The 26,147-nt window shown below is 43.6% G+C and carries 22 protein-coding genes and 2 tRNA genes; 10 read left to right on the forward strand and 14 right to left on the reverse strand.

Annotation, left to right across the window (positions count from 1 at the left end; genetic code table 11):
- Positions 1 to 149: 149 nt before the first annotated feature.
- The 6 genes from NYP55_RS03860 to NYP55_RS03885 form a co-directional block, all read right to left on the reverse strand.
- Positions 150 to 221, reverse strand: a tRNA-Gln gene (locus tag NYP55_RS03860).
- 40 nt (positions 222 to 261) lie between these two features.
- A tRNA-Glu gene (locus tag NYP55_RS03865) sits at positions 262 to 334 on the reverse strand.
- Positions 335 to 493: 159 nt separating this feature from the next.
- Positions 494 to 2,056, reverse strand: coding sequence for a glutamate--tRNA ligase (gene gltX, locus NYP55_RS03870; protein WP_472781591.1), 1,563 nt, complete (start codon positions 2,054 to 2,056; stop codon positions 494 to 496).
- Between the two features lie 27 nt (positions 2,057 to 2,083).
- A complete protein-coding gene (locus NYP55_RS03875) occupies positions 2,084 to 3,040 on the reverse strand; it encodes a hypothetical protein (RefSeq protein WP_101889533.1) in 957 nt (318 codons plus the stop codon).
- 92 nt (positions 3,041 to 3,132) lie between these two features.
- Positions 3,133 to 3,765, reverse strand: a complete 633-nt coding sequence (locus NYP55_RS03880; RefSeq protein ID WP_346284236.1) for a histidine phosphatase family protein — start codon at positions 3,763 to 3,765, stop codon at positions 3,133 to 3,135.
- Between the two features lie 35 nt (positions 3,766 to 3,800).
- Positions 3,801 to 4,310 carry a GtrA family protein gene (locus tag NYP55_RS03885; protein ID WP_180947209.1) on the reverse strand — a complete coding sequence of 170 codons (510 nt, stop codon included), beginning with the start codon at positions 4,308 to 4,310 and terminating at the stop codon, positions 3,801 to 3,803.
- A 136-nt stretch (positions 4,311 to 4,446) separates the two neighbouring features.
- Between NYP55_RS03885 and NYP55_RS03890 the strand changes: the two genes are divergently transcribed.
- Positions 4,447 to 4,794, forward strand: a complete 348-nt coding sequence (locus NYP55_RS03890; RefSeq protein ID WP_472781592.1) for a phenylpyruvate tautomerase MIF-related protein — start codon at positions 4,447 to 4,449, stop codon at positions 4,792 to 4,794.
- A gap of 109 nt (positions 4,795 to 4,903) precedes the next feature.
- Here the strand turns inward: NYP55_RS03890 and brnQ are convergent, their stop codons facing one another.
- Complete coding sequence (gene brnQ, locus NYP55_RS03895) at positions 4,904 to 6,418, reverse strand: branched-chain amino acid transport system II carrier protein (RefSeq protein WP_016831951.1); 1,515 nt, start codon at positions 6,416 to 6,418, stop codon at positions 4,904 to 4,906.
- 230 nt (positions 6,419 to 6,648) lie between these two features.
- Positions 6,649 to 8,445 (reverse strand): arginine--tRNA ligase, encoded by a 1,797-nt coding sequence (argS, locus tag NYP55_RS03900; RefSeq protein ID WP_472781593.1) that lies wholly within the window; start codon positions 8,443 to 8,445, stop codon positions 6,649 to 6,651.
- A 112-nt stretch (positions 8,446 to 8,557) separates the two neighbouring features.
- Between argS and relB the strand changes: the two genes are divergently transcribed.
- Together relB and NYP55_RS03910 are read left to right on the forward strand one after the other, a co-directional pair.
- On the forward strand, positions 8,558 to 8,794 hold the full coding sequence (relB, locus tag NYP55_RS03905) for a type II toxin-antitoxin system RelB family antitoxin (RefSeq protein ID WP_115794039.1): 237 nt from the start codon (positions 8,558 to 8,560) through the stop codon (positions 8,792 to 8,794).
- Positions 8,778 to 9,044 (forward strand): type II toxin-antitoxin system RelE family toxin, encoded by a 267-nt coding sequence (locus tag NYP55_RS03910; RefSeq protein ID WP_012913788.1) that lies wholly within the window; start codon positions 8,778 to 8,780, stop codon positions 9,042 to 9,044. The genes relB and NYP55_RS03910 overlap by 17 nt, the downstream gene beginning before the upstream one ends.
- A 141-nt stretch (positions 9,045 to 9,185) precedes the next feature.
- Here NYP55_RS03910 and valS read toward each other — a convergent pair whose 3' ends face one another.
- The 4 genes from valS to NYP55_RS03930 form a co-directional block, all read right to left on the reverse strand.
- The gene (gene valS / locus NYP55_RS03915; RefSeq protein WP_472781594.1) at positions 9,186 to 11,960 is read right to left on the reverse strand and encodes a valine--tRNA ligase; all 2,775 of its coding nucleotides are present in this window, start codon (positions 11,958 to 11,960) and stop codon (positions 9,186 to 9,188) included.
- A gap of 69 nt (positions 11,961 to 12,029) precedes the next feature.
- Entirely contained in the window at positions 12,030 to 13,613 is a 1,584-nt protein-coding gene (locus tag NYP55_RS03920) for an ABC transporter substrate-binding protein (RefSeq protein WP_004131625.1), read from the reverse strand.
- A 125-nt stretch (positions 13,614 to 13,738) separates the two neighbouring features.
- Entirely contained in the window at positions 13,739 to 14,365 is a 627-nt protein-coding gene (gene nth, locus NYP55_RS03925; RefSeq protein WP_032819379.1) for an endonuclease III, read from the reverse strand.
- Between the two features lie 94 nt (positions 14,366 to 14,459).
- Positions 14,460 to 15,275, reverse strand: coding sequence for a winged helix-turn-helix domain-containing protein (locus NYP55_RS03930; RefSeq protein ID WP_472781595.1), 816 nt, complete (start codon positions 15,273 to 15,275; stop codon positions 14,460 to 14,462).
- A 158-nt stretch (positions 15,276 to 15,433) separates the two neighbouring features.
- Between NYP55_RS03930 and NYP55_RS03935 the strand changes: the two genes are divergently transcribed.
- Complete coding sequence (locus tag NYP55_RS03935; RefSeq protein ID WP_415694986.1) at positions 15,434 to 16,159, forward strand: beta-carotene 15,15'-monooxygenase; 726 nt, start codon at positions 15,434 to 15,436, stop codon at positions 16,157 to 16,159.
- 222 nt (positions 16,160 to 16,381) lie between these two features.
- Here NYP55_RS03935 and NYP55_RS03940 read toward each other — a convergent pair whose 3' ends face one another.
- Positions 16,382 to 16,876, reverse strand: coding sequence for an inorganic diphosphatase (locus tag NYP55_RS03940; RefSeq protein WP_004105658.1), 495 nt, complete (start codon positions 16,874 to 16,876; stop codon positions 16,382 to 16,384).
- Between the two features lie 641 nt (positions 16,877 to 17,517).
- Here NYP55_RS03940 and NYP55_RS03945 point away from each other — a divergent pair.
- From NYP55_RS03945 to pgl, 4 genes are read left to right on the forward strand one after another with little or no spacing between them, the layout of a single operon-like run.
- Entirely contained in the window at positions 17,518 to 19,800 is a 2,283-nt protein-coding gene (locus NYP55_RS03945) for an acyltransferase family protein (protein ID WP_102704787.1), read from the forward strand.
- A 56-nt stretch (positions 19,801 to 19,856) separates the two neighbouring features.
- Positions 19,857 to 21,437, forward strand: a complete 1,581-nt coding sequence (gene zwf / locus NYP55_RS03950; RefSeq protein ID WP_472781596.1) for a glucose-6-phosphate dehydrogenase — start codon at positions 19,857 to 19,859, stop codon at positions 21,435 to 21,437.
- Entirely contained in the window at positions 21,434 to 22,432 is a 999-nt protein-coding gene (locus NYP55_RS03955) for a glucose-6-phosphate dehydrogenase assembly protein OpcA (RefSeq protein ID WP_472781597.1), read from the forward strand. Before zwf ends, NYP55_RS03955 begins: the two co-directional genes overlap by 4 nt.
- A 42-nt stretch (positions 22,433 to 22,474) precedes the next feature.
- Positions 22,475 to 23,296, forward strand: a complete 822-nt coding sequence (gene pgl, locus NYP55_RS03960) for a 6-phosphogluconolactonase (protein ID WP_102704789.1) — start codon at positions 22,475 to 22,477, stop codon at positions 23,294 to 23,296.
- A 100-nt stretch (positions 23,297 to 23,396) separates the two neighbouring features.
- On the opposite strand, the gene gndA is transcribed toward pgl, so the two are convergent.
- Positions 23,397 to 24,857: an NADP-dependent phosphogluconate dehydrogenase gene (gene gndA, locus NYP55_RS03965; protein WP_102704790.1), complete on the reverse strand. Its 1,461-nt coding sequence runs from the start codon at positions 24,855 to 24,857 to the stop codon at positions 23,397 to 23,399.
- Between the two features lie 437 nt (positions 24,858 to 25,294).
- On the opposite strand from gndA, the gene NYP55_RS03970 reads away from it, so the two are divergent.
- Positions 25,295 to 25,546, forward strand: coding sequence for a glutaredoxin family protein (locus NYP55_RS03970; protein ID WP_004114274.1), 252 nt, complete (start codon positions 25,295 to 25,297; stop codon positions 25,544 to 25,546).
- 66 nt (positions 25,547 to 25,612) lie between these two features.
- Positions 25,613 to 26,104 carry a class Ib ribonucleoside-diphosphate reductase assembly flavoprotein NrdI gene (gene nrdI / locus NYP55_RS03975; RefSeq protein ID WP_020758056.1) on the forward strand — a complete coding sequence of 164 codons (492 nt, stop codon included), beginning with the start codon at positions 25,613 to 25,615 and terminating at the stop codon, positions 26,102 to 26,104.
- Positions 26,105 to 26,147 lie beyond the last annotated feature (43 nt).

Raw genomic sequence — 26,147 nt, forward strand, 5'->3', positions numbered from 1 at the left:
TAATAACTGAACCTCTCTTCTTCTCTTCTTTCAAACCCCGAGCCAATCACTCGGGGTTTTGTTTTGTGTAAGCTTTGAGTGGGATTTTCGTAAGATTCATTTGCGGAAGTTGAAAAAGAAAAAGCCCCCGCGATTACGAGAGCTATTCGCTGGGGTACCTGGACTCGAACCAAGAATGGATGAACCAGAATCACCTGTGTTGCCAATTACACCATACCCCAATTGGCAGGCTTCGCGGCTCTTGGAACCGTTCCGTCTTTGTACCCCCGACCGGATTTGAACCGGTGTTGGCGCCGTGAGAGGGCGTAGTCCTAGGCCGCTAGACGACGGGGGCTTAATTTATTTGCTACGCCTCTAGACGCAACAAATGTCGACTTTACAACATAACGCAAGTATATGCAACTAGCGGCGTGTCGCATCAGCTACAAAATGCCCCCATGCAAGTCAAAAATCAACAAGCATGGGGGCAAAACAGCATTAAGCTTAATCATTTTTACAAATGCTCACGCAATCCAGCCAAGCGAGCCAAAGTCACGTCTTTGCCCACGATTTCCATGGATTCGAAAAGCGGAGGAGAAACGCGGCGGCCAGAAAGAGCCACTCGCACAGGGCCAAACGCCAATCGCGGCTTGTATCCAGCTTCCTCAACAAGCTTCTTGTTCAAAAGCTCGTGCAAGGAATCCGTATGCCAATCAGAAGCATCAACGCCATTCAAAGCAGCGAGCGCAGCATCAAGAACCTCGCCAGCAGATTCCTTAAGCTGCTTACGAGCATCATCATCTGGCTCAATGTAGCCATCTTCGCTTAACAGGCTAGAAACCATGCCAGCAACTTCACCAAGCAATCGCACGCGAGGCTGAACAAGAGGAGCGGCAGCGCTAAGCACCCCGCGCTCGCGACTAGTCAACGCATCCCAAGAATCCGCACTAACTACGCCATCCTTATGCAAGTAAGGCACAGAACGATTCAAAAAATCTTGAGGCTCAAGCATGCGAATATGCTCAGCGTTAATGGAAATTGCTTTGTCTAAGTCGAAGTGTGCAGGGTTTGCTTTAACATCGCGCACATCGAACTTTTCAATCATCTCGTCCATAGTGAACACATCGCGATCAGGCGCAATAGACCAGCCAAGCAAAGCCAAGTAGTTCAGCAAGCCTTCTGGAATAAAGCCGTTATCTCTATGCAAGAACAAGTTGGACTCAGGGTCTCGCTTAGAAAGCTTCTTCTTGCCTTCGCCCATAACGTAAGGCATATGGCCGTAAAGCGGAGTTTCCTTAGCAATTCCCATTTCCATAAGATAACGGTAAAGCACAATCTGGCGAGGCGTGGAGCTAAGAATATCTTCACCGCGCAAAACCACGTTTACATCCATCAACGCATCGTCAACAGGGTTCGTAAGCGTGTAAAGCGGATCGCCATTCGGGCGCACAATCACATAATCTGGAACAGAACCCGCCTTAAAAGTGATTTCGCCACGAATTAAATCGTTAAAAGTAATGTCTTCATTTGGCATCTTCAAGCGAAGCGCAGGCTTGCGGCCTTCATCGCGGAAAGCTTGCTTCTGCTCTTCCGTAAGATTGCGATCGTAGCCATCGTAACCAAACTCAGCTGGACGGCCAGCAGCAATATTGCGCTCCTTAATCTCTTCTGGAGTAGAGAAGGATTCGTAAGCGTATCCTGCATCGAAAAGCTTTTTCGCTACGTCTTTATAAATTTCCAGACGCTGGGACTGGCGGTATGGCCCGTTATCTCCGCCAACATCAATGCCCTCGTCCCAATCAATATTTAGCCAACGAAGAGCCTCAATAATCTGCTGATAGCTTTCCTCGCTATCGCGCTCATTATCTGTGTCTTCAATGCGGAAAAGCAACTTGCCATGCGTGTGGCGAGCCTCTGCCCAGTTAAACAGCGCGGTACGAACCATACCTACGTGAGGCGTACCAGTTGGCGAAGGGCAAAAACGCACGCGAACATTCTTTGGAAGTTCAGGCTTTGTGGATTTTGTTGCATTATTAGCAACTTCTTGAGTTTCCTCTGTATCAGTCATAGGTTCCATTGTGCCGCGCGTTACGGACGTGCCTATCTAGTCAAGCGCTTGAGTTGATTCCTTATTACCTTCCACATGCGCAAACTTAGCAGCAAGAGCTTCGCGAGACTTTCTATCGTCTTCTTCTTTTGCAAGCTTCTTAGCTTCTTCTGGGTCCCAAAGAACGTCTTCCTTATGCTTTGACCATTCACGCTCAAGCAATGGAGCCGCAAATTCAACCAGCGCGCTCATACTATTTTTACTATTTTCGCCATCATCGCCATCATCGCCAGTCTTACCACTTTTTGCGCAATCAACAAGCGCACGCCACTGATCATCCTTAAACATCATTCGAGGAATTCCAGCACACTCGCACACCTCGTTAATATATAGGAATATAGGCAAAGTTTCGTAAATGTTACTGGTTTTTTTAATAAGACTTTTAAGAATAGAAAGTATTGCCGTAATTTTTTGCGATTCTACAGAATTAAGTCCGCAAAAATCACACTCTTGTTTTGCGCATCTAAACGCATCTTGCAAGCTCTCAACGCTCCAATTCCCTGCAACGCTTAAAGAATCCGCAGCACCGTTGATTGCATTAACATCGTTAGAAAGATTGGACTCAAGCTTGTTGAAAATAGCGCTAACATCATTCGTGTTATTTTCTAGCTCTTCTTGCGCTTCGCTATAATCTGGGTCGTAGCATAAATCCATATCGTCGTAAGCGTTTGCTGCTGCCAAAAGCGCGTCAACTATCTCTTGTGGGCGCCCTGGAATCACATCCGCACCTTCATACACAAACTCTGCATCTGGAACAGTAACATCTAAATCCGTAATAATTCGTGCAATAGCGCGAATCGCCCTAACTTCCAGGTTTTCCGCATATTTTGCGTCATTATCTAAATAGCGAGCCTCGCTTAAAGGCCACAATTTAGTCAAATCCGCGGCCTTCTTTGCAGCAGACTCAAGCAAGCCTAAAGCTTTTGAATCCAGCTTTTCTACAGAATCACCCATAATAACGCTCCTTCGCATTAGCCGTAAAAAACACGGTTTCTACGCATCTTTTATGCATATGTTTAAGTCTACTGCTTATTATTCCACACGTTCTACTGCACACGCGCCGCAGGATCCACATATGTGATGGAAAGCACATTCATATTTGTGCAATCGTATGTAATCGACGTAATCGACGCCAAAGCCGTCTTGCGCAAAAGCATATTGTGCTCCGCGTGACCAGTTTCTAGCAGATGACGATAAGACCATATTGGCGATTCATGCGTTACAGCTACGATTTGTTCGCCTGGGTGATTTTTCACTTGTTCACTCGCAAAATCGCCAACGCGAGCTGCGATGCTTTTGTAGGATTCTCCCCAACTCGGCTTCCACAAGTTAGATACAAGCTTCCAATTGTTGTTTTTCCACAAAGCGCCTTCGCCGTAGCCGATTCTTTTTCCGCGAAAATTGTTTTCCGCTTCGATTAGACGATTGTCTAAAATAATTGGGCTGATTTGCAAAGCGTTTGCGATTTGTTGCGCCGTTTCTTGCGTGCGCTCCAAAGGAGACGAATAAATCGCACTAATTCCGCGCATTTGCGGAACAGTCGCAATATATTTGGCTGTAGCGCGAGCCATTTTTAAGCCGCGATTAGATAAGTGAAATCCTGGGAGTCTCTCGTAAAGCACGTGATTTGGATTTTCCACTTCTCCGTGGCGCACAAAATGAATAGTCGTAGCTGGCATATTTTCTAAACCTACTTCCAAACCTATTTCCAAACCTACTTCCAGCCTTTTGGAGTGTGACTTAGCGACCACTCGCCCAACTTGTGAGCAAAAGTATTGTCTTTAGCGGCATCATAATCAGGTTTTTGTGACTTTGTATCATCTAAAAGCCACTTTCTAATAACAAAATTCCACACAGCTACAACAACTGTTGCAATAAGCTTGCCAATGTTTGTGCGAAGCATGTAAATCGCAGTACCGCGCAAAGCTTGCGACATTCCAAGCGTGCTAAGCCAAATAATCGCATCGTTAATAAGCAAACCAATAACTGCAGAAATAACAAAAATTAGTAATTCCATCCAACGAGCCATGTCTTCGCGATGCTTAAACACGTACTTCATGCTGGCAATGTAGTTAAAAATAAGTGAGATTATAAAAGATATTGTTCCAGCAACAACGTTATTAAGATGCACAAGAAGAAGCAGATTTAGCAACACTACGTCAATAATCAGCGCAATAATGCCTACGATTCCAAACTTAACAACCTGTTCAATAAGTTTTTTCATACATTCAATTAAACACGCGGAGGCTAACAATTTACTATAATTATTGCGTAACACAGGTTTATTATTGCGTAACACAAGTTGCGTAACACAAGTTTATAAACTTAGAAAATTCATAAAATTTAGCAAAGGAGCGATTATGCCAGTTATTCACACTCATGTTTCTGTAAGCACTACACCTGCTCAGCGCGATGCCTTAAAAGCAGCGTACGGCAAGGCGATTAGCGCAGTTCCAGGCAAAAGCGAACATTGGCTTATGTGCCCATTTGAAGACAACATGCCAATTTATTTTGCAGGAGACAATTCTAAGCCTGCAGCTTACGTTGAAGTGAACGTTTTTGGCTCTAGCGTGCCTGGTTCGGCTTGGGAAAAGTTAACTGAGCAAATTATGGCAGCTTTGGAGAGCGAGCTTGGAATACCACAAGATCGCACTTACATTCGCTACACTGCAACAACTGACTGGGGCTGGAACGGCGGCAACTTCTAGTCGCAAGTTTTATACAAAAATCGCCATATCTTGTTACGTAAAATACGCACCAAAATATGGCGATTATTTATTATTGCAACTATCTATACAAATAAATATGAATTAGTCACTAGGATTGATTGCCAAAACTAGGTTCATCAAGCTCAGATTCGCTGGAAGAATAATCATCGCTATTAGCAACGCTGCCTTCAAGATCTGGGCCAGCAGCTACGCGAGCCACTTCTTCCATACCTTTGTTGTCACATATAACCATGCGAACATAGCCAACAACAAATCCAACAACAGCAGGGCAAACCCAAGCCATTCCAAATTCCGAGAACGGCAACCAGTTTTGAGCAACAATCAACATATCGTTCATATGCAATGCGTTGCGCAAAGCTGTTGGCAAACTATTCAAAAAGTCAAATACAGCTGCAACACCAGTAAAACCAAGTGTCCAAGCATACACGACCTTGGAATTTCCAAAAAGTCGACCACACAAAGCCAAAAGAATCAATACGATTGACAGTGGATACAAGAACATTAATACTGGAACCGCGTATTCGATGATTGCGCTCAATCCAAAGTTTGCAAGACCAAACGAAACAAGCGTAATCAATACAGCCCAAACACGGTAGCTAGGACCCTTAGGGAATAACTTAGAGAAGGTTTCCGAGCAGCTTACGATTAATCCAACCGCAGTCTTTAAGCAGGCAAGCGTTACTGTTGCAGCAAGCACGAATAAGCCAGCATTTCCAAGATGGTAGCGTGCAACTTGTGCCAAAGTTACGCCACCATTTTCCGCAGGTGGGAACAGAGCACGGCTACGCACACCAACAACAACAATCGCAACGTAAATCAAAGCCATTAGCAAGCAGCTAAAGAATCCAGAGCGAGCAGTATTTACTGCCACATCTTTAGGATCTTTTACACCAAACTGGCGAATGGTGCTAACAACCACAATTCCAAATGCCAAGCTAGCTAAAGCATCCATTGTGTTGTAGCCATCTAAGAATCCCGTAAAGAATGACTTATTAACGTAATTTCCCATAGGAGCAGCATCTGAAGAAGCACCGCTTATAGGGGAAAATAGTGCAGTAAATACCAAAACCGCTAGGAACACAAGGAAGATTGGCGTAAGAACTTTACCAACCCACGTTAGTATGCCGCTTGGTTTCATAGCAAAGAAGAACGCGAGCGCAAAGAACACTACAGAGAACAAGAACAAGTACAATTGCCCATTTCCGTCTTGCGGAATAATTCGCTCCAAGCCAACAGTGTATGAAGTTGTTGCGCATCGCGGAATTGCAAAGAACGGGCCAATTGTTAAATAAAGAACGCATGTAAAGAACATGCCGTATTTTTTACTAGCTTTGCTTGAAAGTTCAAAAAGACCGTTTGCGCGACTCATTGCAAGAGCCGTAACGCCTAACAATGGCAAACCAACGCCAGTAACAATAAAGCCTAATGCTGCAGGAGCAGAATTGTTTCCCGCGTTAGCACCAAGGAATACTGGGAAAATAAGGTTTCCAGCGCCAAAGAACATGCCAAACAACATGACCGCCACGTATGCGGATTCAATAATTGTCAAGTTCCTTTTTTTCGGGGCACTGTCTGTGCTGACACTTTGTGTTGTGACGCTCATGCTTACACCTCCTATATGGTGAAAATTGTTTAAGCATATTATTTAACGCATTGAATAACAAAACTGAAACCGAAAAATAATATTAGGGGGTATATTAATAAATCGCATGTACTTAATAGACAAAAATTTGCAATTTCGCGCGTGTCTCCTAATCAAAATAAAAGGACGCCAACATAAAAGCTAGCGTCCTAAATAAAAAGCAAATGCGCAATAATAGCAAATGCGCTAAATCACATCTTGTCTGGAGCAGAAACACCAAGCAAATCAAGGCCAGAGGCGATTACTGTGCGCACAGCAGCGTTAAGCTTAAGTCGAGCTGCAGCACGTGCTGGCTCTGGGCACTTTGCAATGCGAATAGCCTCACGCTCTGCCTCTGGCAAGCGATTTTCTGGGTCGCTCAACTCCATTGGCACTACGCGCTCAAGGTTGTACCACTTGTGGTAGCTTGCGGCCAAATCCTCAAGATAATGCGCAACGCGGTGCGGAGCGCGCAAATCGCCAGCTTGCGCCAGAGCCGCAGGCCATTGCGCCAAAGCAGCCAACACTTCGCCGTCTGCCTCAGTATTAAGCAAGCTTAAATCGGCTCCATCTGCACTAATTCCAGCGTCTGCCGCGTTACGAGCCACATTGCAACTGCGCGCGTGAGCATATTGCACATAGTACACAGGATTATCGTTGCTGTGGGAAGCAAGCAAATCCAAATCAATATCAACGCTTGTGTTGTAATCTGTGCGAGCAAGAGAGTAGCGCGAAGCGTCAACGCCAATTGCATCAACTAAATCGTCAATCGTAATAACGTTTCCAGCGCGCTTGCTCATGCGCACAGGCTTGCCATCCTTCATAACATTTACCATCTGGCCAATAAGAATCTGCATGTTTTCGCCTGGCTTATCTCCAAAAGCCGCGCACATTGCCATCATTCTGCCAATATAGCCGTGATGATCCGCGCCAAGCATGTAGATTGCTACGTCTGCAGGATTCTGTTCGCGATGACGTTTGTTACGATAGTACGCAATATCTGCAGCAAAGTAAGCGTAATTTCCGTCAGACTTAATAATTACGCGATCTTTATCGTCGCCATGCTTGGTGGATTCAAACCAAGTTGCGCCGTCTTTTTCAAAAATATCTCCGCGAGAACGCAAGTCCGAAATAGCGCGCTCAACTTCGCCGTCCTCGTACAAGCTGTTTTCGTGGAACCACACGTCAAAACCAACACGAAAATCACGCATTGACTTGCGAATTTCCGCAAACATCATTGGCACTGCGCGCTTGCGGAACTCTTCTCGCTGCTCGGAATCGCCTTCGCCAAGTGGCAAACCTTCTTCATCTTTTCCAAGATCAATTCGTGGCAAAGAAAGAACGTCAACGCCGTCCGCATTCGCTTCTTTTATAACAGCGTCCGCAATTTCGTTAATATACGCGCCTTTGTAGCCGTCTGCAGGCGTTTCTTCGCCGTGAGCTGCAGCAACTAAAGACTTTGCAAAACGGTTGATTTGCTCACCGTGATCGTTGAAGTAGTATTCGCGCACAACTTTTGCGCCGTTCGCTTCCAAAACTCGAGCCATAGAATCGCCAACTGCTGCCCAGCGTGTGCCACCAATGTGGATTGGGCCAGTTGGATTTGCGGAAACAAACTCAAGATTCAAAGTTTTGCCGCTCAAGTGCGTATTCTTGCCAAAATCAGCACCCTGATTTAAGACTTCGTCTACGACTGCCGCTGCAGAAGCAGAATCAAGCGTTATGTTAATAAAGCCAGGGCCTGCCACTTCTACGCGCGCAATACCTTCTGCTTCTTGCAAACGCTCGGCAAAAAGTTCCGCTAAATCGTGAGGCTTCATACCAGCTTTTTTAGCTAGCTGCATAGCAACGTTTGTAGCCCAATCGCCGTGTGCGCGATCTTTTGGCCTCATAACTGCAAGTTTTTCGGCAGCAGGAATCAAATCTTCTGTTAAACTGCCAGCTTTACCGCTTGCTACTAAATCTTTAGCAATTTTTTCAATTAATTCACTTAAGCTTTCTGGATTCATGGTTTACAGTCTAGCGTTACCGCGCGATGCTTCGCGATTATAACGTATTGGATTGCGTTATTCTGCATATAAGGTAATATATGTTTTACATGTTTTACAATGGAGATTAGAAATGGCTGCAACAATTACAGGATTAAGAGTACCGTCTAACGTTTTAGATCGTTATGATCAGCTCGCTAAAACCACTCACCGCACTCGTTCATTTTACATGAATCAAGCACTAGAAGCTCAAATCGATGAACTTGAACATGAATATGGACTAATGGCAGATATTGAAGCATACAAACGTGGAGAATTAGAAACATCTCCACTCGACGACGTGGTGAAGCGCCTTGATCTGGAAGATTAATTTATCTAAAAGGGCTGAAAAACAGCTAGGGAAAATTGACAAAACAATTGCTAAGCAAATCGTTAAGGAGCTTCGCGAAATTAGCAATCTCGACAATCCTCGAATCAGAGGCAAAGCGCTAACTGGCAACTATTCGGGGTTTTGGAGATATAGAGTAAGGGATTACAGAATAATTTGCGCAATTGAAAATAATGTGCTGACCGTTTTTGTTGTGGACATTGATCATCGCAGTAGAATCTATAACAAGTGATTATTCTTAAGTGCTTAAATACACAAAAAGCGCTGGAGTCGAAGATTGACTTCCAGCGCTTTTGTTTTGCGACTAATCGCAAGCAGCTTACGATTAGCTACTTTAGCTACTTGCAATTAATCATTTTTAATTATTTGCAAACTACTTCTTTTTTGCAGGAGCTTCACCGAGTTCGCTTTGAGCAACAGAAACGTTTACATTAGCTGCATCAGATTCCGCAGATTCAGATTCAGATTCAGAATCAGAATCAGAAGAATCTCCAGCATCCGCAGCCTTAACAGCGTTAAGCTTTACTTCTCCAGTAACGCGTCCCGCTTCCGCAACGTCTCCCAAAGTCTCCTCAACAGCCTTATAAGCGTTTTGCGCTACATTCAAAGTAACTTGCAAAATAGGAGTCTTCATAGAAACTTTTGCCTCAGACTTAATCTTGCGCAAAGTAGCCAAAGCCTCGCCCGCGTAAGCCAAAGTGTCTGCAGAAACACCGTTTGCAGCAGCCTCATACGCCTTAGCGCATGGCCAGCTTGCGCGATGCACAGAACCTTCGCCATCATGCATCCAGCTCCACACTTCTTCCGTAGCGTAAGGCAAGTAAGGAGCAAGCAAGCGAGCCAAAGCGTCGAGTGCAAGACCAAGAGTTGTGCGAGCAGACTTTACAGCAGATTCACTTGGAGTGCGTCCAGTGGATTCCGCAGTTCCATAAGCACGATTCTTTGCAAGCTCAATGTAATCGTCGCAGAATTCCCAGAAGAAGGTTTCGATTGCTTCCAAAGCCTTAGAATGCTCATAAGATTCAAGCGCATCAGTTGCTGTACGAATAACGGATGCAAGCTTTGCCATAACAGAGCGATCCAAAACTTCCGTAACATCTGCAAAATCCCAATCCGCGCTGGCAGACTCAAGAACCTGATGTTCCTCATCTTCGCGACCAATCGCGAGCGCAAACTTAGTAGCGTTCAAAAGCTTAATCGCAAGGCGACGGCCAATCTTCATCTGACCTTCGTCGTAAGTTGCATCCAAACCAAGCTTTGCAGAAGTTGCCCAGTAACGCACAGCATCCGCACCAAACTCTTCGATTGGCTTATTTGGCACAACAACGTTGCCCTTAGATTTAGACATCTTCTTGTGGTCTGGGTCTAGAATCCAGCCAGAAAGCGCAGCATGCTTCCAAGGCAAGCAGCCGTTTTCAAGATGCGCGCGATCAACCGTACTAAACAGCCAAGTACGAATAATATCCTGGCCTTGTGGACGCAAATCCATTGGGAAAGTAGCCTTAAACAAAGCTTGATTTTCCTCACCTGGCTCTTCCCAACGAGTCACAATTTGTGGAGTTAAGGAAGATGTAGCCCAAGTATCCATAATATCCTGCTCAGCAGTAAAGCCATTTGGCTGGTCTCGCTGAGACTCGTCGAAGCCTTCTGGAACGTCAATAGTTGGGTCGATTGGCAAACGGTCTTCGCTAGGCGTCAAAGGATGCTCGTAATCCACTTTACCATTTTCATTTACTGGGTACCAAAGTGGGAATGGCACGCCGAAGAAGCGCTGGCGAGAAATAAGCCAGTCGCCATTCAAGCCATGAACCCAATTCTCGTAGCGCACTCGCATAAAGTCTGGATGGAAGTTAAGTTCCTTACCGCGCTCAATAAGCTCAGCGTTCAGCTTTTCGTCCGTACCGCCGTTCTTTAAATACCACTGGCGAGAAGTGATGATTTCCAAAGGCTTATCGCCCTTTTCGTAGAAGTTCGTCATACGCTTTGTTGGCTTTGGATCGCCTTCCATATCTCCAGCAGCTTGCAAAGCTTCAACAACTTCCTTGCGAGCAGAGAACGTGGTTTTACCAGCAATTTTCTCAAACATTTCGCGGCCAGACTCGTCCGTAATCCAATCAGGAGTAGTCATTACAATGCGGCCGTTTCGCTGAATGATTGGTCGAGTTGGCAAACTCAAATCGCGCCACCACTCAACGTCTGTTACGTCGCCAAAAGTGCAGCACATTGCAATGCCAGCGCCCTTGTCCATTTGAGCAGCAGGATGAGCCAAAATCGGAACCTTCACCTTAAACAGCGGCGAGTAAACTTCTTTGCCAAAGTACTTCTTGTAACGCTCATCGTCTGGGTGTGCAATCAAAGACGTGCAAGCAGCAAGCAATTCTGGGCGCGTAGTCTCAATATAAATTGGCGTACCATCTTCAAAGCGGAAAGCAATCTTATGATAGAAACCAGGGTATTCGCGCGCTTCAAGCTCTGCCTGGGCAACTGCAGTCTGGAATGTAACATCCCACAAGCCTGGAGCATCCTTTTGGTAGGCTTCTCCGCGAGCAAGATTGCGCAAGAATGCTTTTTGCGCAACTCTGCGAGGCTGCTCGCCAATAGTGTGGTAGGTTTGCGACCAATCAACAGAAAGACCAAGCCTGCGCCACAAAGCTTCAAAAAGCTTCTCATCTTGGGAAGTTAGGCGCTCGCAAAGCTCAATAAAGTTCTGTCTACTTACAGGAACCTGATCTTTTGCCTCAATCTTCTTGCCTTCAGTACCTTCAAATGGCGGCTTAAAATCAGGGTCATACTTAAGCGAAGTATCTACGCGCACGCCGTAATAGTTTTGCACGCGGCGCTCTGTTGGCAAGCCATTATCGTCCCAACCCATTGGGTAGAACACATCAAAGCCTTGCATGCGCTTATATCGCGCAATCACATCCGTATGCGTGTAAGAAAATACGTGACCAACGTGCAAGTGGCCACTAACCGTTGGAGGCGGCGTATCGATTGAATACACGGCCTTGCGGTCGCGAGAATTGTGGAAAGCGTAAGTCTCAGCTTCGTCCCAATTGCTACGCCATTTGTCTTCAAGACCATCAACACCAACCTTATTAGGCAATGGTGTTAAATGTGCGTGTTTTACTGTGTTATCCTGTTCACTCATGAACTGAATATTAGAAACTCACTGAGACATCGCACTATAACAGAGCACTAAGAACTCACTAAGCCAGCACTATTTAACAGTCACATCATGCAAAGGAAGCAGCTGATCGGTCATGTTAGTAGGGTATCCACTCACATTTGACTTTGCAACAACAACGCTATTCCTTGCGTACAACCATCCCGAAACCGCGTAATCGCACAATTCTTTAGCGTACTTTTTAATGTTTTCTTCGTACTCTTGCGGACTTGTAGACTTCATTGCGTCTGCAAAATACTTTTGCGAAGCGTGATCTTGGAACAAATAGTTAGACTTAGTGTCTGCATACATTCCAGAGTCAAGAGTGTGATTAGTCCAAGTAAGAGCTAAGTCGTATTTACCTTCGCGTATTCGTTGATCGATTACACTTTGGTCTAATTCTTCTAGTTTTACTGGGAATCCACCTGCATAGCTTAAGTTTTTTGCCATTTGATCGCAAACGCTAGCCATTCCAGTTGGAACAAGCATTGTGATTCCGCGCAAATATCCTGCAACAAAGTAGTGGTACATACCGTAAGCTTTTTGAACGTCGTGAGGATACGTATTACTAAAATCTTCATACCCTGGAGACATAGGGTCGATTGGACCGCCAACAAGCTGGCCTCCAAAAGGATCGGAAGCAAGAATAACATTGGGCTCAATCACGTGTCTTGCAGCTCTACGAATTTGCTGATCGCAGAACATAGATGACATTCCCGTGTTAAAAGCAAACATTCTTAATCTTGTGCTTTTTCCCTTTACCAACTTAGTGTTTGGCATTGCAGCCATTCGCTTGTTTTCATTTCCGTCTAGTGGAATTGCCATTTGCACGCTGCCATCTTTAACAGCGTTTGCTAAAGACGTGTCATCGTTAAAATACTTAAGAGTTATGCTTTGGCATCCAGCTTGCCCCGCCCAATAATTGTTGTTTCTAGCAAGAACGAGATCCCCACCCTTGTTATATCCCTTTACTGTAAACGGACCTGTTCCAATAGCATCGGAAGCGTAATTAACAAAGATGTTTGTGTTGTAAACAATTCCAGCTCTTCCAGCTAATCGCCTTGGCAAAAGTGGGTCTGGAGTTTTAAGAGTTATATCTAGAACGTTAGGCCCAGAATTAGAAACGCTTGTTATGTTTGTTAGCTTTTCGTAGCCAGGATAATTCTTTGTAATGCCTTGCTGAAGCGATTTAAGAACGGAGCTTGAGTCCATTGGGTCTCCGTTAGCAAACTTAATTCCGCTGCGGAGCCTAAATTTATAATTCAATCCATCGTTCGAAACGCTCCAAGATTGCGCAAGTCCTGGGCGTAAAGCATTGTTTTCGTCTCGTTTTACAAGTGTTTCGTAAACGTTCTCTAAAAGTGCCTGTTGTAAGGAATCACTATCGTCTGTTCTAATATCTAGCGAGGCTGGAGCCGTTCGTAATCCTATTGTTAAAGTTGAATTTGACGCTGGAAAAATGTTTGTAGGTATTAAAGATCTTCCATCTATAAACCGCCATCCGCCCCAAATTATTGCAGATAGAATGCCGATTAAAACAATAAATACAACCCATGGTTTAGTGCTTCGTCTAGTTTTATGCGCATATCTTGCACTACGCACATGTGAAGCAGATGAGTATCTTTCAAATTCAGGCATGATTAAAAGTTTATATCACCGTTTGAATTTGATTGCCGAATTTATGCACAAAATAGTCTAAAAATAGTCTAAAAATATTCTAAAAGGGTTTACTAGACGCCATTAATCTTGTGCAAATTTATTTTCTACAATCTAACCGAGGGGCATAAAAACCTAAGCGGGCAATCGCCGCAGCGCGGATTTCTAGCAATGCAAATCATTCTTCCGTGCAAAATAAGACGATGTGAAAGATTAGTCCATTCTTCTGGAGCAAAACAAGCTGTGACTTCTCGCTCGATTTTTGCAGCATCTTTAGCCTTAGCACTAGCCTCACTCACCCAGCCAAGTCTTGACGTAACGCGCATAACATGCGTATCTACTGGAAATCCTGGAATCTTAAAAGCGTTCCCTAAAACAACGTTTGCTGTTTTTCTTCCTACGCCTGGTAGCTTTGTAAGATCTGCCATATTATTTGGCACAACGCCATTAAAATCTTTAACAAGTTTTTGCGAAAGCTCAATAATATGTTGCGATTTTACTCTATAAAATCCAAGCGAATGAATTATTTCTTGCACGTTGTATATTTGCGCTTTTGCTAAATCGACTGGCGTTGGGTATTCCTTAAAAAGCTTACTTGTAACAAGATTTACGCGCTTATCAGTTGTTTGCGCGCTAAGAACAGTTGCGATTAAAAGCTCAAATGGGTTCGTAAAATTTAGCGCACATTTTGGATTTGGGATTTCTTCGCATAAAATCCTGTATTCTTCGCGCATTTTGTTTTTATTTATCACATTTACCGCATTGATTTTATTTGTGTTATCTATTGTGTTATTTATTTTATTCGTGTTATTTGTAGCCAATATAAGCCTAGTCTAAATCGTTGGAAACGCCTGAATCCTCGGCACGCGAATCGCCAGCATCCGCACTATTGCCATTTTGTGCGTAATCGTCATTTTCTACTTCGTCAACTTGAGCTTCTAATGGGTCGAAACGATATCCAACATTTCTAACTGTTCCAATAACATGCTCATATTCAACGCCCAACTTTGCACGAAGCCTACGAATATGAACGTCTACCGTTCGCGTTCCGCCATAGTAATCGTAGCCCCAAACCTCTTGAAGTAAATGTGCACGCGTAAAAACTCTACGAGGATGCTGAACAAAATATTTAAGCAGCTCAAATTCTTTATACGCTAAATCGATAGGCTTTCCGTGCAAACTAACTGTGTAACTTTGCGTATCCACAACTAAATCTCCAGAGCACATTTGACCATTGCTGTTAACCTCAACGCTAGTAGAATCGGCAACAGTAGAGCCAGCAGCAGAATCTGCAGATACAACTTTTTTAGCAGCTAAGCGCAATCTTCCTTCTACTTCTGCAGGAGAAGCAGTTGTTAGCATAACATCGTTAACGCCCCAAGATGGGTTTACAACTGTAAAACCGCCCTCGGCAAGAATTAGAATAATAGACATTGTTAAATTAGACGCGCGCACAAGAGAACACAGCGATTTTGCTAAAGATAAGTCTTCTCTAGCATCAACAAGAAGAATAGTATCTTCGGGCATTTTAAGCATGCTAGAAGGTTCCATTGGCACTACGCGCACGCGATGCGAAAGAAGCGTTAGCGATGGCAAAACTTTTGCAGGCGCGGCACAAGAGGTCATCAATGTAATATCCGTCATATTGACACCTCCATAGCGCATAGAATTGAATTAAAATTCAAAATCAAGCTGTTATAAAAAAGAATTGTAATCCATGCTTAAGAAGAATCAAAAAGCGCAAGTGTACGCTTGCATATAAAATGGTGTAAATCACAGTGTAAACGCGATAGGAGCGTACAATGAGCAACAATATTCAGCGCAACAAAATGTATGGTCACATTACGATTGCTGTAACTCAATTTGTTGCTATAGTTCTTTTAGCATCTGCTGCAATGCTTCCGTTTGCAACAACAAAAGCAGTTTTAACGGTTTGCATTCTTATTCTTCTTGCTTTAATAACTTTTTGGCCACTCAAAGGCTCTACAGCCGATAAAGCTATTCCTTTTCTTGCATCATTAGCGTCTATGTGGTGCGCAACTTTGGCCTTAAAAGGATGGCTGCCAAGCAGCGTGATTGATGGCGAATCAGAAGTTAGTATTCACAAATTTGTTGCTGCTATTAGACCATACGAGCGATGGGCGGTAAACTTTGCGCTAATTCTTGTTGCAGCAACATTTGTTAGCTTTGCTAGACAAATGTTTAGAGAAGATAGGTCTAATCTTGTACGAAACCTATCTCATTGCCTTACTGCAAGTATTGCATGCGCAGCCTTGCCTGGATGGCTTTTCTTGCCGTCAATTATTAAATTCACTTTTTCTGTACGCGTATTGGAACTTGGCGTGTTAGTGGCAATTCTTGGATTGTTTGTTGTGATTGTTTTGGCTGGCCTTTCTCACCTTTGGATTAAAGACGCGCAATACAATGCTGGAACAGTTTTTCCACAAATTGGAACAGCTTTGATTCCAATTATGATGTGCGGAATGGTTGTTTACGGAGCTGGATTGGCAATGTTGCTTGTAGCGTAAGCGATTAAAGTTAATGCTAGTTGTTTCACACACTGTTTCACACACTGTTTCACGCAATATGTTTTATAGATAGCAATGTTTTATAGATAGCAATTACTTATTAAAGATATTAAAGATATTAAAGATATTAAAGATATTAAAAAGTGTCTAACACATAAAATGCGTTAGACACTAATAGATACGTTGTTAAAACGCTTGGAAGCTTGCGACTAATCGCAAGAACTACTTTTCGCTTTCTTCCAAACGCTTGCGAGCTGCAACGATTTCCTTCTCTGCTTGCTCAACTCCAGCCCAGAAGTCTCCAGGAAGAACTTCCTTGCCTGGCTCCAAAGCCTTGTATTGCTCAAAGAAGTGCTTGATTTCTGCCTTGTGATACTCGTTAACGTCATCAATATCTTTAATGTCGTCAAAGCGAACGTCTGCTGGCACGCACAAAACCTTGTCATCTCCGCCAGCTTCGTCAACCATGTGATACAAACCAACAGCGCGGCATTCAACAACGCAACCAGGGAATACGGAATTTGGAATCATAACAAGAGCGTCAAGCGGATCGCCGTCTTCGCCCAAAGTGCCATCAATGTAGCCATAATCATCTGGGTAGCCCATTGCAGTGAACAAGGTACGGTCCAAAAATACGCGACCAGTTTCGTGATCAACTTCGTACTTGTTCTTAGAGCCGCGTGGAATCTCTACCACAACGTTAAATGTTTCTGCCATTTTTACTCCTTAACGTAAAACTTAATGCTTAAGTACATTAGTACGTTTAAGCATTTGTTTATCAATCTAACGTTTGTACATCTAACTTAGACTGTTCAATCTAACTTTAGCGCGCAGCAAAGAGTATATAAAACACTACGCGCACGATAGCAATTCAGAACCAGTTAGATATACAGACTATATGCGGAATATATGCGAGACATATTTGTGTAATATATTTGCGACATGTGAAAAATAGTGCGCAATACGCTTTACGATATATGCACAAGCAAATCGAAGCAAAGCGCAATAATGCGCGATTTAGATAAACACAGAAAAATGGCGACTAACCAATGAGAAAAACACAAAGAAAAATATGAAAAATATTAATAAAAAATATTAATAAAAACAGTAAAACATTTGAAAAATATTTTAGTTCACATTAAAAAAACTCTCGTGAATCAGGCAAAAATATGCTAAAAATCAAGGAAAACCTAAGACACGCTATAGGCGTCTTTAGTGTCTTAATACATAGATAATATGACTACGTTTTGGCGCGATACTAATGGGAAAAATCGAACATAAACACTTGTAAAACTGAATACAAAACTGAATACAAAAACACAACAAACACAACAAACACGTATTAAGTTGTAGGCAAGATGAAAGAATTGAACAACGCAACAAACGCTGCAAACAAACGCAACGCTGCAATAGACGGCATGCGCGCGATCGCAATTATTGGAATTGTAGCGTTCCACTTGCGTCCAATTGTATTCAACGGCGGCTTTTTAGGCGTAACAATGTTTCTTGTTATGGCAGGATACTTTAGCACCGTATCTTTGCTAAAAATGTTCAGCGAGAATAACAATAAAAATTCGCATTTAGATGGCAACCAAGAAAGCCAGAAGAAAAAATCAAAACTTATTGCCTACTTTAAGTACTTGCTTAAACGCATAAAACGAATATGGCCTTCTACGCTGGGCATTATTGCACTAAGCGCACCACTTATGTGGCTGTTTTCGCCAAGCCTTTTAACAAAGTTGCAATCAGATGCTCTAAGCGGAGCAACATTTAGCAGCAACATGGCGTATGTTTTGCGAAAAGTCTCGTATTTTGAGCAATCGGGGCTGCCTTCTCCTATTAAGCATTTGTGGTACTTAGGCCTTATTATGCAAATGTTTATTTGCTGGCCTATTATTCTATGCGCAATTCTTAAAATAGTTAAATCAAAGTTCGTGCGAATGCTTGTTACAGCAACGCTTGCGATTGTGTCTGCGCTTACAAACATTGCAATAACAATTCTTTATGGAGAAGGGCAAACCATTGCACGCGTGTACTACGCTTTAGATACACGCGCATGTGAATTCTTAATCGGCGCGATTCTAGCAATGTATTGCACGTGGTTTAGTGGAAAATCTGCTATAAAAATCATTTCAGACGCGTGCCGCTACATTGTTGGAAGCAAAAGCGAAAAAGAACAAATTGAAAACCAAGAAAACGATTCGCAAAATGGCAAAAACAAAGGCAGACAGCCAATTTTAGAATCCATTGTAGGATTTGCTGCACTAGCATTTATTTTATTCTGCTTTATTAAACAAGACGGACTAAAAACGTGGATTGTGTACGGCGGTTATGCACTTTTTGCAATAGTTTGCGCAATTTTAATGCACGCTTGCATGCTAAAAAACAACATTTGCGCAAAGATACTTGGCACTAGCGTGTTAAGCTACTTAGGCAAGAGATCTTTTGCGATTTATCTTGTTCATTTTCCTATACTCGAAGTCTTAAATCCTGCAACTAGAACAACGCATATAACGCTATTTGAGCAGATTTTGCAATGCGTGATTGTTGTTGCTGCAGGTGAAGTATTTTACAGAATTTTTGAAATGCCATTTGCAAGTAAATATATGACTTTTAGTGTTAACACAAAATCAGAGAATGCAAAAGATAATTCGATGGATGATTCAAAAGATAATCCTATAGATGATTCTATAGATGAAAATAAAAACCTTGATCTTTCTAGCGATACTTTAAGCGTTAAAAGCAAAAACATTCGACTTCCATTTGTTCTACGAAGAGTTGCAACTACTGTGTGCGCAATAGCGTGCATAGTACTAATTGCTGCGCCATTAAACTGGAACAGCATTGCGCAGGCGCGAGCAATACAATTAAGACCAGAACTAACGAGTCAAGAACAAAACAATAAAACTCATTCGCAAAATGGCAAGCAAAAGCCAGAGTCAGGCCAAAGCTCAAAGTCAAACAATAACTCAAACAACAAGACAAACACAAAGTCAAACAACAAATCAAATCAAAATCAAAAAAGAAAAGTGGGCGGAAAGCGCCAAAATATAACAAAACAAATGCTTCCAACAAAGCCAAGCGCGCATAGAGTTCTAAACCCAATCGCAGAAAAAGTGCCAGCAAACATAAACACAAAACCTTGGAAAATTGACTCAAAACAAGACGTTTGCACGGCAGACATAACAATGGTTGGAGACTCAGTAACCGAAGGCGCAAAACCGTACCTTATAAAAGCTCTACCAAACGCTTGGATTGACGGAAAAGTTAGCAGGCAGATTTTCCACGGTGCCGAAGACTACCAAAAAGACATAGCAGAAAAACACCCTGGAAGTGTTGTAATCTACGAACTTGGAACCAACGGGCCGCCTAGAGACGAGTCAGTTTTACAAAACATGGTGAATATTACTGGCGGAAAGCCCGTGTACTTTGTAACAACTCGCGTGCCGCAACCTTGGCAAGACGAGACGAACGCAAAATTGCGCGCATTTGCATCAAAGCGTAAAAACGTTGGAATTATTGACTGGAATGGCACGAGTGCAGGTCATAGCGAGTTTCTAACTGACGACGGAATACACTTAACACCTATTGGCGGACCACAATACGCACGAATGATACGACTAGCAGTGTGCGGCGGATGACTTGCGACTAGCAAAACAAACCGCCCAAATCACGTCAAAATATTACGATGGTATATATGAGTGAGTTAATAACCCCATTTTCCCAAAGCAATAAGGGCGATTCGATTGCAGATTGGAAGAATCCTCTGCGAGACCCGCGCGACTTGCGACTAGCTAAAATCGCAGGACCGTGCAGCCTTGTTATATTTGGAATCACGGGCGATTTAGCTAGAAAAAAGCTAATGCCAGCCGTATACGATTTAGCAAATCGCGGACTTTTGCCTCCTGGCTTTGGCCTTACGGGATTCGCCAGACGCGACTGGACAGATGAGCATTTTGTAAACTTTGTGCGAGAAAATATTCAACAGCATTGCCGTACGCCATTTTGCGAATCCACTTGGATTAATCTTGCAAAAGGCATACGTTTTGTTCGCGGAACATTCGACGACGCAAGCGCTTTCGAGCGATTAAGCAAAACCGTAAGCGAACTAGACAGAGATCGCGGAACTCGCGGAAATCACGCGTTCTACATGTCGGTTCCGCCATCCAGCTTCCCTGTTGTAGCGCAGCAATTGGCTGCATCGGGGCTTTCACACTCCTCCGAAAACGCATGGCGACGAGTGATAATCGAAAAACCATTTGGCCACGATTTAGCAAGCGCACAAGAGCTGGATCGCGTAGTTTCCGAGGTTTTTGACCCTAATTCCGTGTTCCGCATAGACCACTATTTAGGCAAAGAAACTGTGCAAAATCTGCTTGCTTTGCGCTTTGCAAACGCAATGTATGAGCCAATTTGGAACGCTAATTATGTTGACCACGTGCAAATCACTATGGCAGAAGACATTGGCATAGGTGGCAGAGCTGGATATTATGACGGCATTGGCGCTGCGCGAGATGTTATTCAAAACCACTTACTTCAACTAATGGCACTCACCGCTATGGAAGAGCCTGTAAGCTTTAGTGCTAGCGATTTAACAGCAGAAAAAACTAAAGTCTTGTCTGCTATACGCCTGCCTAAAGATTTGTGCGCAAACACTGCAAGAGGCCAATACGCAGAAGGCTGGCAGGGGTCATATAAGGCTATTGGATATTTGCAAGAGCAAGGAATTAGCCCAGATAGCACTACAGAAACGTATGCTGCTGTGCGATTAGACGTAGACACTCGCCGATGGGCTGGAGTGCCATTCTACTTGCGAACTGGCAAGCGCTTAGGCAAGCGCGTTACAGAGATTGCTGTGATTTTTAAGCGAGCTCCACACTTACCTTTTGAGACTACTGCTGTTCGCGAACTTGGTAGCAATGCGATTGTGATTCGTGTGCAACCAGACGAAGGCGTAACAATGCGATTTGGCGCAAAAGTGCCAGGCGGAACGTCTATGGAAGTTCGCGATGTTTCTATGGACTTTAGCTATGGAAGGTCTTTTACAGAAAACTCTCCAGAAGCCTACGAGCGCCTTATTTTAGACGTTTTACTTGGCGAGCCACCACTTTTCCCAACAACGCAAGAGGTTGATTTAAGTTGGAAGATTTTGGATCCGATTGAAGATTTTTGGGCTTCGCTTAACACGCGTCCGCAACCATACCGTGCTGGAACTTGGGGACCTGAAGAGGCAGATCAAATGCTTGCTCGCAATAATCGCCATTGGAGGCTGCCATGATTATTAATCTTCCTAACACAAACACGTCTAAAATATCCGCAAAAATCGACGAGCTTCACGAAGAACGAGGTGAATCCGCAACTGGACGCGTGCTCACTCTTCTTATTGACACCACTCTTAAAGAGCTTGAAAACGCACTGGGCGCAGCAAATGCAGCCAGCCGCGAGCACCCTTGCAGAGTTATTGCGATTGTTCGCGATTGGCAAAGCGCTAATGCAAGTTTGCATAATCAAAATCAAAAAAATCAAGAAAATCAAAACAATCAAGAAGAAGAAACGCCGAACTTAGACGCTCAAGTGCGATTTGGCGCAGATGCTGGAGCAGGCGAAATCATTATTCTCTATCCGCATAATGACCTTGTTCGCCACCCAGATACGCTTGTTATTCCGCTTCTTGTTCCAGACGCGCCTATTGTTGCATGGTGGCCTACAAACGCTCCAGAAAATCCTGCTAAAGACTTGCTTGGAGCTATGGCAAGCAGCAGAATCACAGACGCTCAACGCGCCAGCAACACTCTTGAAACTGTACAAAATCTGCGAAAAAACTGGTCTTCTAAAGACGTTGATCTTTCTTGGACTCGCATTACGTCTTGGCGTGCAATGCTGGCTTCTATGCTTGATCAACCGCCTCACTTGCCGATTCTTAGCGTTAAAGTTAGCGGCCCTAAGCATTACGTTCCACTGCATTTGCTTGCGCAATGGCTAAAAATCTCACTTAATGTTCCTGTAGAAATTGTTGAAGATTCAAGCGCGAATGCAATTACGGAAGTAAGTCTTAAGCGGCAAGATGGCGAGCTTTCGCTTGTGCGACCTTCCGGCAGCAGCCAAGCAATAATAAGTCTCCCTGGGCAAGCTTCTCAGCCTATTTCTATGCCGATTCGTTCTTTACAAGACTGTTTAAGTGAAGAATTACGCAGAATTGACCCAGACGAGATTTATGCGCAGCTTATTCACGCAAATTGTTGCACAATGCAGAGTAACGAACTTGCAAGATAACGAACTCTAATACAACAAGTAAAAGTAATAAAAGGATTCATTATGGCTGAAGATTTTAGATTTGCGCATAACGCAACAGTGTACGGCTACGACAATCAAGATATTTTAGCTGCTGTTGCTGCACAAAAATTTGTAACTTTGATTATGCAATGGCAGAACAATGTTGAAAATCTTAATAAGCCATTCCATCTTTTGCTAACAGGTGGAACAGATTCGATTCGCATGTTTCAAATGTTAGCTAGCAATCCGTTACTTCCAGCAATCAACTGGTCTAATGTGCATATTTGGTGGGCAGATGAGCGTTTTGTAGCTTATAGCAGCGACGATCGCAATGCGCGCAAGGCTCGCGAGCTACTTCTTAGCATGCTTAGCGATCACAAAGTTTTGCAGGAGTCTCATATTCACGAAATGCCTGCAGATGAGCGCAATGCGCAAGAAGTGGCAAATGCTAGCGATGCTGAAAATGACGCTATTTTAGATGCGGCAGCACGCGATTACGAAGAAGAGATTATAGGATTACTTGGGCCAGAGCCTCACTTTGATTTGGCGATTCTTGGCATGGGGCCAGACGCACATATGGCTTCTCTTTTCCCAGGATTGCCGCAAATTCACAATCGCGATCGCATAGTTTTAGGTGTGAATCACTCCCCTAAGCAGCCGCCAATGCGATTAACGCTTAGCGCACCCGTTCTGGCTCATAGCCGCCGCACTTGGTTCTTAACTGCTGGCGAGCAAAAAGGAAAAGCTTTAATGAACGCGCTTTCTGGAAGCAATAACCCAGACTATCCTGCTTCCTTTGCTAACGGAAGTGAAGAAATCGCATGGCTAACCACCGCAGAAACATTGCAAGCAGCAATCCAGTAATCTGCATAGCCTTCTAACATCGTGCATAATATTTAGAACAATAAAATACAGGCCTATGCATAATAACGCAGAGGCCTGTTAGTTCTAAAGATTATTTGATTTAATCTTGCTTTACTTCTGGGCGATTAGGATCTGCCCACAAAGTGTGAAATACTCCTGGCTCGTCAATGCGTCCGTATGTGTGCGCGCCGAAGAAATCGCGCTGAGCTTGAATAAGCGATGCTGGCAAACGCTTTGATCGCAAGCCATCATAATATGCAAGCAAACTGGAGAATGCTGGAACAGGCACACCATGCTCCACTGCGCGCGCAATAACACGGCGCCAAGCAGCTTGCGACTTTTCAATAGCATCCTTAAAGTACGGCGCAAAAAGCAAGGAAACACTTGCCTGCCCAGATTCAAATGCCTCGGAAACGCGGTTTAAGAATTGCGCGCGAATAATGCATCCGCCGCGCCAAATGCGAGCAACACCAGCCTGGTCAATCTTCCAATCATGCTCAATTGCAGCAGCAGCAATCTCGTCAAATCCTTGCGCATAAGAAACAATCTTAGAAGCGTACAAAGCTTGGCGAATATCCTCAATAAATGCCTTACGCTCAGAATCGCTAAAATCAAAATGCATATCTGGACCAGTCAAACCCTGGTTTTCTGCAGCTTCACGCAAAGCAACCTGGCTTGAAAGTCCGCGAGCGAACACAGCTTCTGCAATACCAGTTACAGGGATTCCAAGCGAAAGCGCAGATTGCACAGTCCAAGTACCCGTGCCCTTCATTCCAGCGTGGTCTACCATCATCTCCACCAAAGGCTTACCAGTCTTAGCGTCTTTCTGGCGAAGCACATCCGCCGTAATCTCAATCAAATAAGAATCAAGCTCGCCCTTGTTCCACTCGCTAAACACATCTGCAATATCTTCGGACTTCATGCCCAAACCGCGAAGCATTAAATCGTAGCTTTCGGCAATAAGTTGCATATCGGAGTACTCAATGCCGTTGTGAACCATCTTTACAAAGTGACCAGCACCATCGGTGCCAATATGCGTTACGCAAGGCTCGCCTTCTGCAACGGCTGCAATCGACTTTAGAATAGGACCAAGCGTTTTCCAAGATTCTTCCGTGCCTCCTGGCATCATCGAAGGACCGCGAAGCGCACCTTCTTCTCCGCCAGAAACACCGCAACCAACGTAGTGAAGGCCGCGCGCGCGAATGTTTTTCTCTCGGCGAATCGTGTCTTCAAAGTAGGAGTTTCCGCCGTCAACAATAATATCTCCTGGCTCCATAGCATTTGCAAGCTCTTCAATAACAGCATCTGTAGGAGCGCCAGCTTTTACCATAATGATTGCAGTGCGTGGGCGCTTAAGCGAAGCAACAAATTCTTCAACGGTTTTAGCAGGAACGAAAGCACCTTCGCTGCCGTGCTCATTCATCAAGGTTTCTGTGCGCGAATAATGACGATTATAAACAGCAACAGTATTTCCGTGATGCGCAAGATTACGCGCTAAATTCGATCCCATTGCAGCCAAGCCAACAACGCCAATATTTGCTCTAGCTTGAGTTTCCGCCATTTTGCACCTCTATCTTTTAATATTTATAACAGTAATATTTATAACCGTTTTATTATTTTATGATTGTTTTATTTTTAACACTTAATCAATCAAAACACACTTTTTAAAGTTTATCGTTTTATATGCACAAGCGTTTTTGTTGCGATCACAAGGCGTACTGCATAGCTCGCGCATTAATGGCAATTTTGTGATAAAGATTACATTTTTACTTTTATTAGTCACTATTTAGAAAGCGTAAATACCGCTTAAATCTTATAGACACGCGTGATAGCCAAAATTTGGACACACTAAATATAGGGATTATCCATACAACACGCCACTACAAATAGTGTTAAGTGGTAGTAGACTGTTAAATCGTGCCCAAAAGCACAAACTTAAATAATCATAAAGAAAAAGCGTTAAATACGCACAATACACACAACGAAGGGAGACGAACCGTGACTATTACAGTTTTCACAAAGCCACATTGCCCACAGTGCGATGCCACAAAGCGTCAATTCACTAAGCTAGGCGTGAATTTTGAAACAGTAGATTTAACTCAAAGCCCTTCTACTTTAGACCAATTGCGCGCTGCAGGATATCGCCAAGCGCCAGTGGTGATTACTCCAAACTCGTCGTGGAGTGGGTATCGCCCAGATTTGATTGCACAAATCGCAAGCCAACTAGAAGACGAAAATAAAAACGATTAAAACGATTAAAGCAATCAACAATAAGCAAGATACGCAAAATAATCAAAGCAATCAAGAAGTATAAAAATGTGTGATCAAGAAAATATGTCACAACCAAGCGAACCAGAAGCGCGCGCACAAGGCGAATCAATCGGAGCTGTAGTTTATTTTTCTTCCGTCTCCGAAAACACACTACGATTCGTGAAAAATTGCGATTTTCCAAGCAGCAATGTGAACGTGTATCGCATACCGCTTCGTCCAAAAGAACCAGAATTGCACGTTCGCGAACCATACGTTTTGATTGTGCCAACTTACGGCGGCGGAAATATTAAGAAAGCAATACCAATGCAAGTGCGCAAATTCCTAAACAATCGCGAAAATCGTTCGTTTATTCGCGGCGTAATATCTTCTGGAAATACGAATTTTGGAGACGCATATTGCGCTGCAGGCGGTCAAATCGCTGGAAAATGCGCAATTCCAAACATGTATTCGTTTGAGCTTACGGGAACTGCAGAAGACATAGAAAAAGTAGCGCAGGGAATACCAAGATTTTTAAGGCAATTAAAAGAAACAGAATAAACGAAATAAACAAAAACAACAAATAAACAAAAACAACAAATAC

This window comes from Gardnerella sp. c10Ua_31 (assembly GCF_055700915.1).

Excerpts from the sequence above, each read along its gene's own strand:
- gltX (WP_472781591.1), bottom strand. The coding sequence starts at position 2,056 with ATGGAACCTATGACTGATACAGAGGAAACTCAAGAAGTTGCTAATAAT.
- NYP55_RS03875 (WP_101889533.1), bottom strand. The coding sequence starts at position 3,040 with ATGGGTGATTCTGTAGAAAAGCTGGATTCAAAAGCTTTAGGCTTGCTT.
- NYP55_RS03880 (WP_346284236.1), bottom strand. The coding sequence starts at position 3,765 with ATGCCAGCTACGACTATTCATTTTGTGCGCCACGGAGAAGTGGAAAAT.
- NYP55_RS03885 (WP_180947209.1), bottom strand. The coding sequence starts at position 4,310 with ATGAAAAAACTTATTGAACAGGTTGTTAAGTTTGGAATCGTAGGCATT.
- NYP55_RS03890 (WP_472781592.1), top strand. The coding sequence starts at position 4,447 with ATGCCAGTTATTCACACTCATGTTTCTGTAAGCACTACACCTGCTCAG.
- brnQ (WP_016831951.1), bottom strand. The coding sequence starts at position 6,418 with ATGAGCGTCACAACACAAAGTGTCAGCACAGACAGTGCCCCGAAAAAA.
- argS (WP_472781593.1), bottom strand. The coding sequence starts at position 8,445 with ATGAATCCAGAAAGCTTAAGTGAATTAATTGAAAAAATTGCTAAAGAT.
- relB (WP_115794039.1), top strand. The coding sequence starts at position 8,558 with ATGGCTGCAACAATTACAGGATTAAGAGTACCGTCTAACGTTTTAGAT.
- valS (WP_472781594.1), bottom strand. The coding sequence starts at position 11,960 with ATGAGTGAACAGGATAACACAGTAAAACACGCACATTTAACACCATTG.
- NYP55_RS03920 (WP_004131625.1), bottom strand. The coding sequence starts at position 13,613 with ATGCCTGAATTTGAAAGATACTCATCTGCTTCACATGTGCGTAGTGCA.
- nth (WP_032819379.1), bottom strand. The coding sequence starts at position 14,365 with ATGCGCGAAGAATACAGGATTTTATGCGAAGAAATCCCAAATCCAAAA.
- NYP55_RS03930 (WP_472781595.1), bottom strand. The coding sequence starts at position 15,275 with ATGACGGATATTACATTGATGACCTCTTGTGCCGCGCCTGCAAAAGTT.
- NYP55_RS03935 (WP_415694986.1), top strand. The coding sequence starts at position 15,434 with ATGAGCAACAATATTCAGCGCAACAAAATGTATGGTCACATTACGATT.
- NYP55_RS03940 (WP_004105658.1), bottom strand. The coding sequence starts at position 16,876 with ATGGCAGAAACATTTAACGTTGTGGTAGAGATTCCACGCGGCTCTAAG.
- NYP55_RS03945 (WP_102704787.1), top strand. The coding sequence starts at position 17,518 with ATGAAAGAATTGAACAACGCAACAAACGCTGCAAACAAACGCAACGCT.
- zwf (WP_472781596.1), top strand. The coding sequence starts at position 19,857 with ATGAGTGAGTTAATAACCCCATTTTCCCAAAGCAATAAGGGCGATTCG.
- NYP55_RS03955 (WP_472781597.1), top strand. The coding sequence starts at position 21,434 with ATGATTATTAATCTTCCTAACACAAACACGTCTAAAATATCCGCAAAA.
- pgl (WP_102704789.1), top strand. The coding sequence starts at position 22,475 with ATGGCTGAAGATTTTAGATTTGCGCATAACGCAACAGTGTACGGCTAC.
- gndA (WP_102704790.1), bottom strand. The coding sequence starts at position 24,857 with ATGGCGGAAACTCAAGCTAGAGCAAATATTGGCGTTGTTGGCTTGGCT.
- nrdI (WP_020758056.1), top strand. The coding sequence starts at position 25,613 with ATGTGTGATCAAGAAAATATGTCACAACCAAGCGAACCAGAAGCGCGC.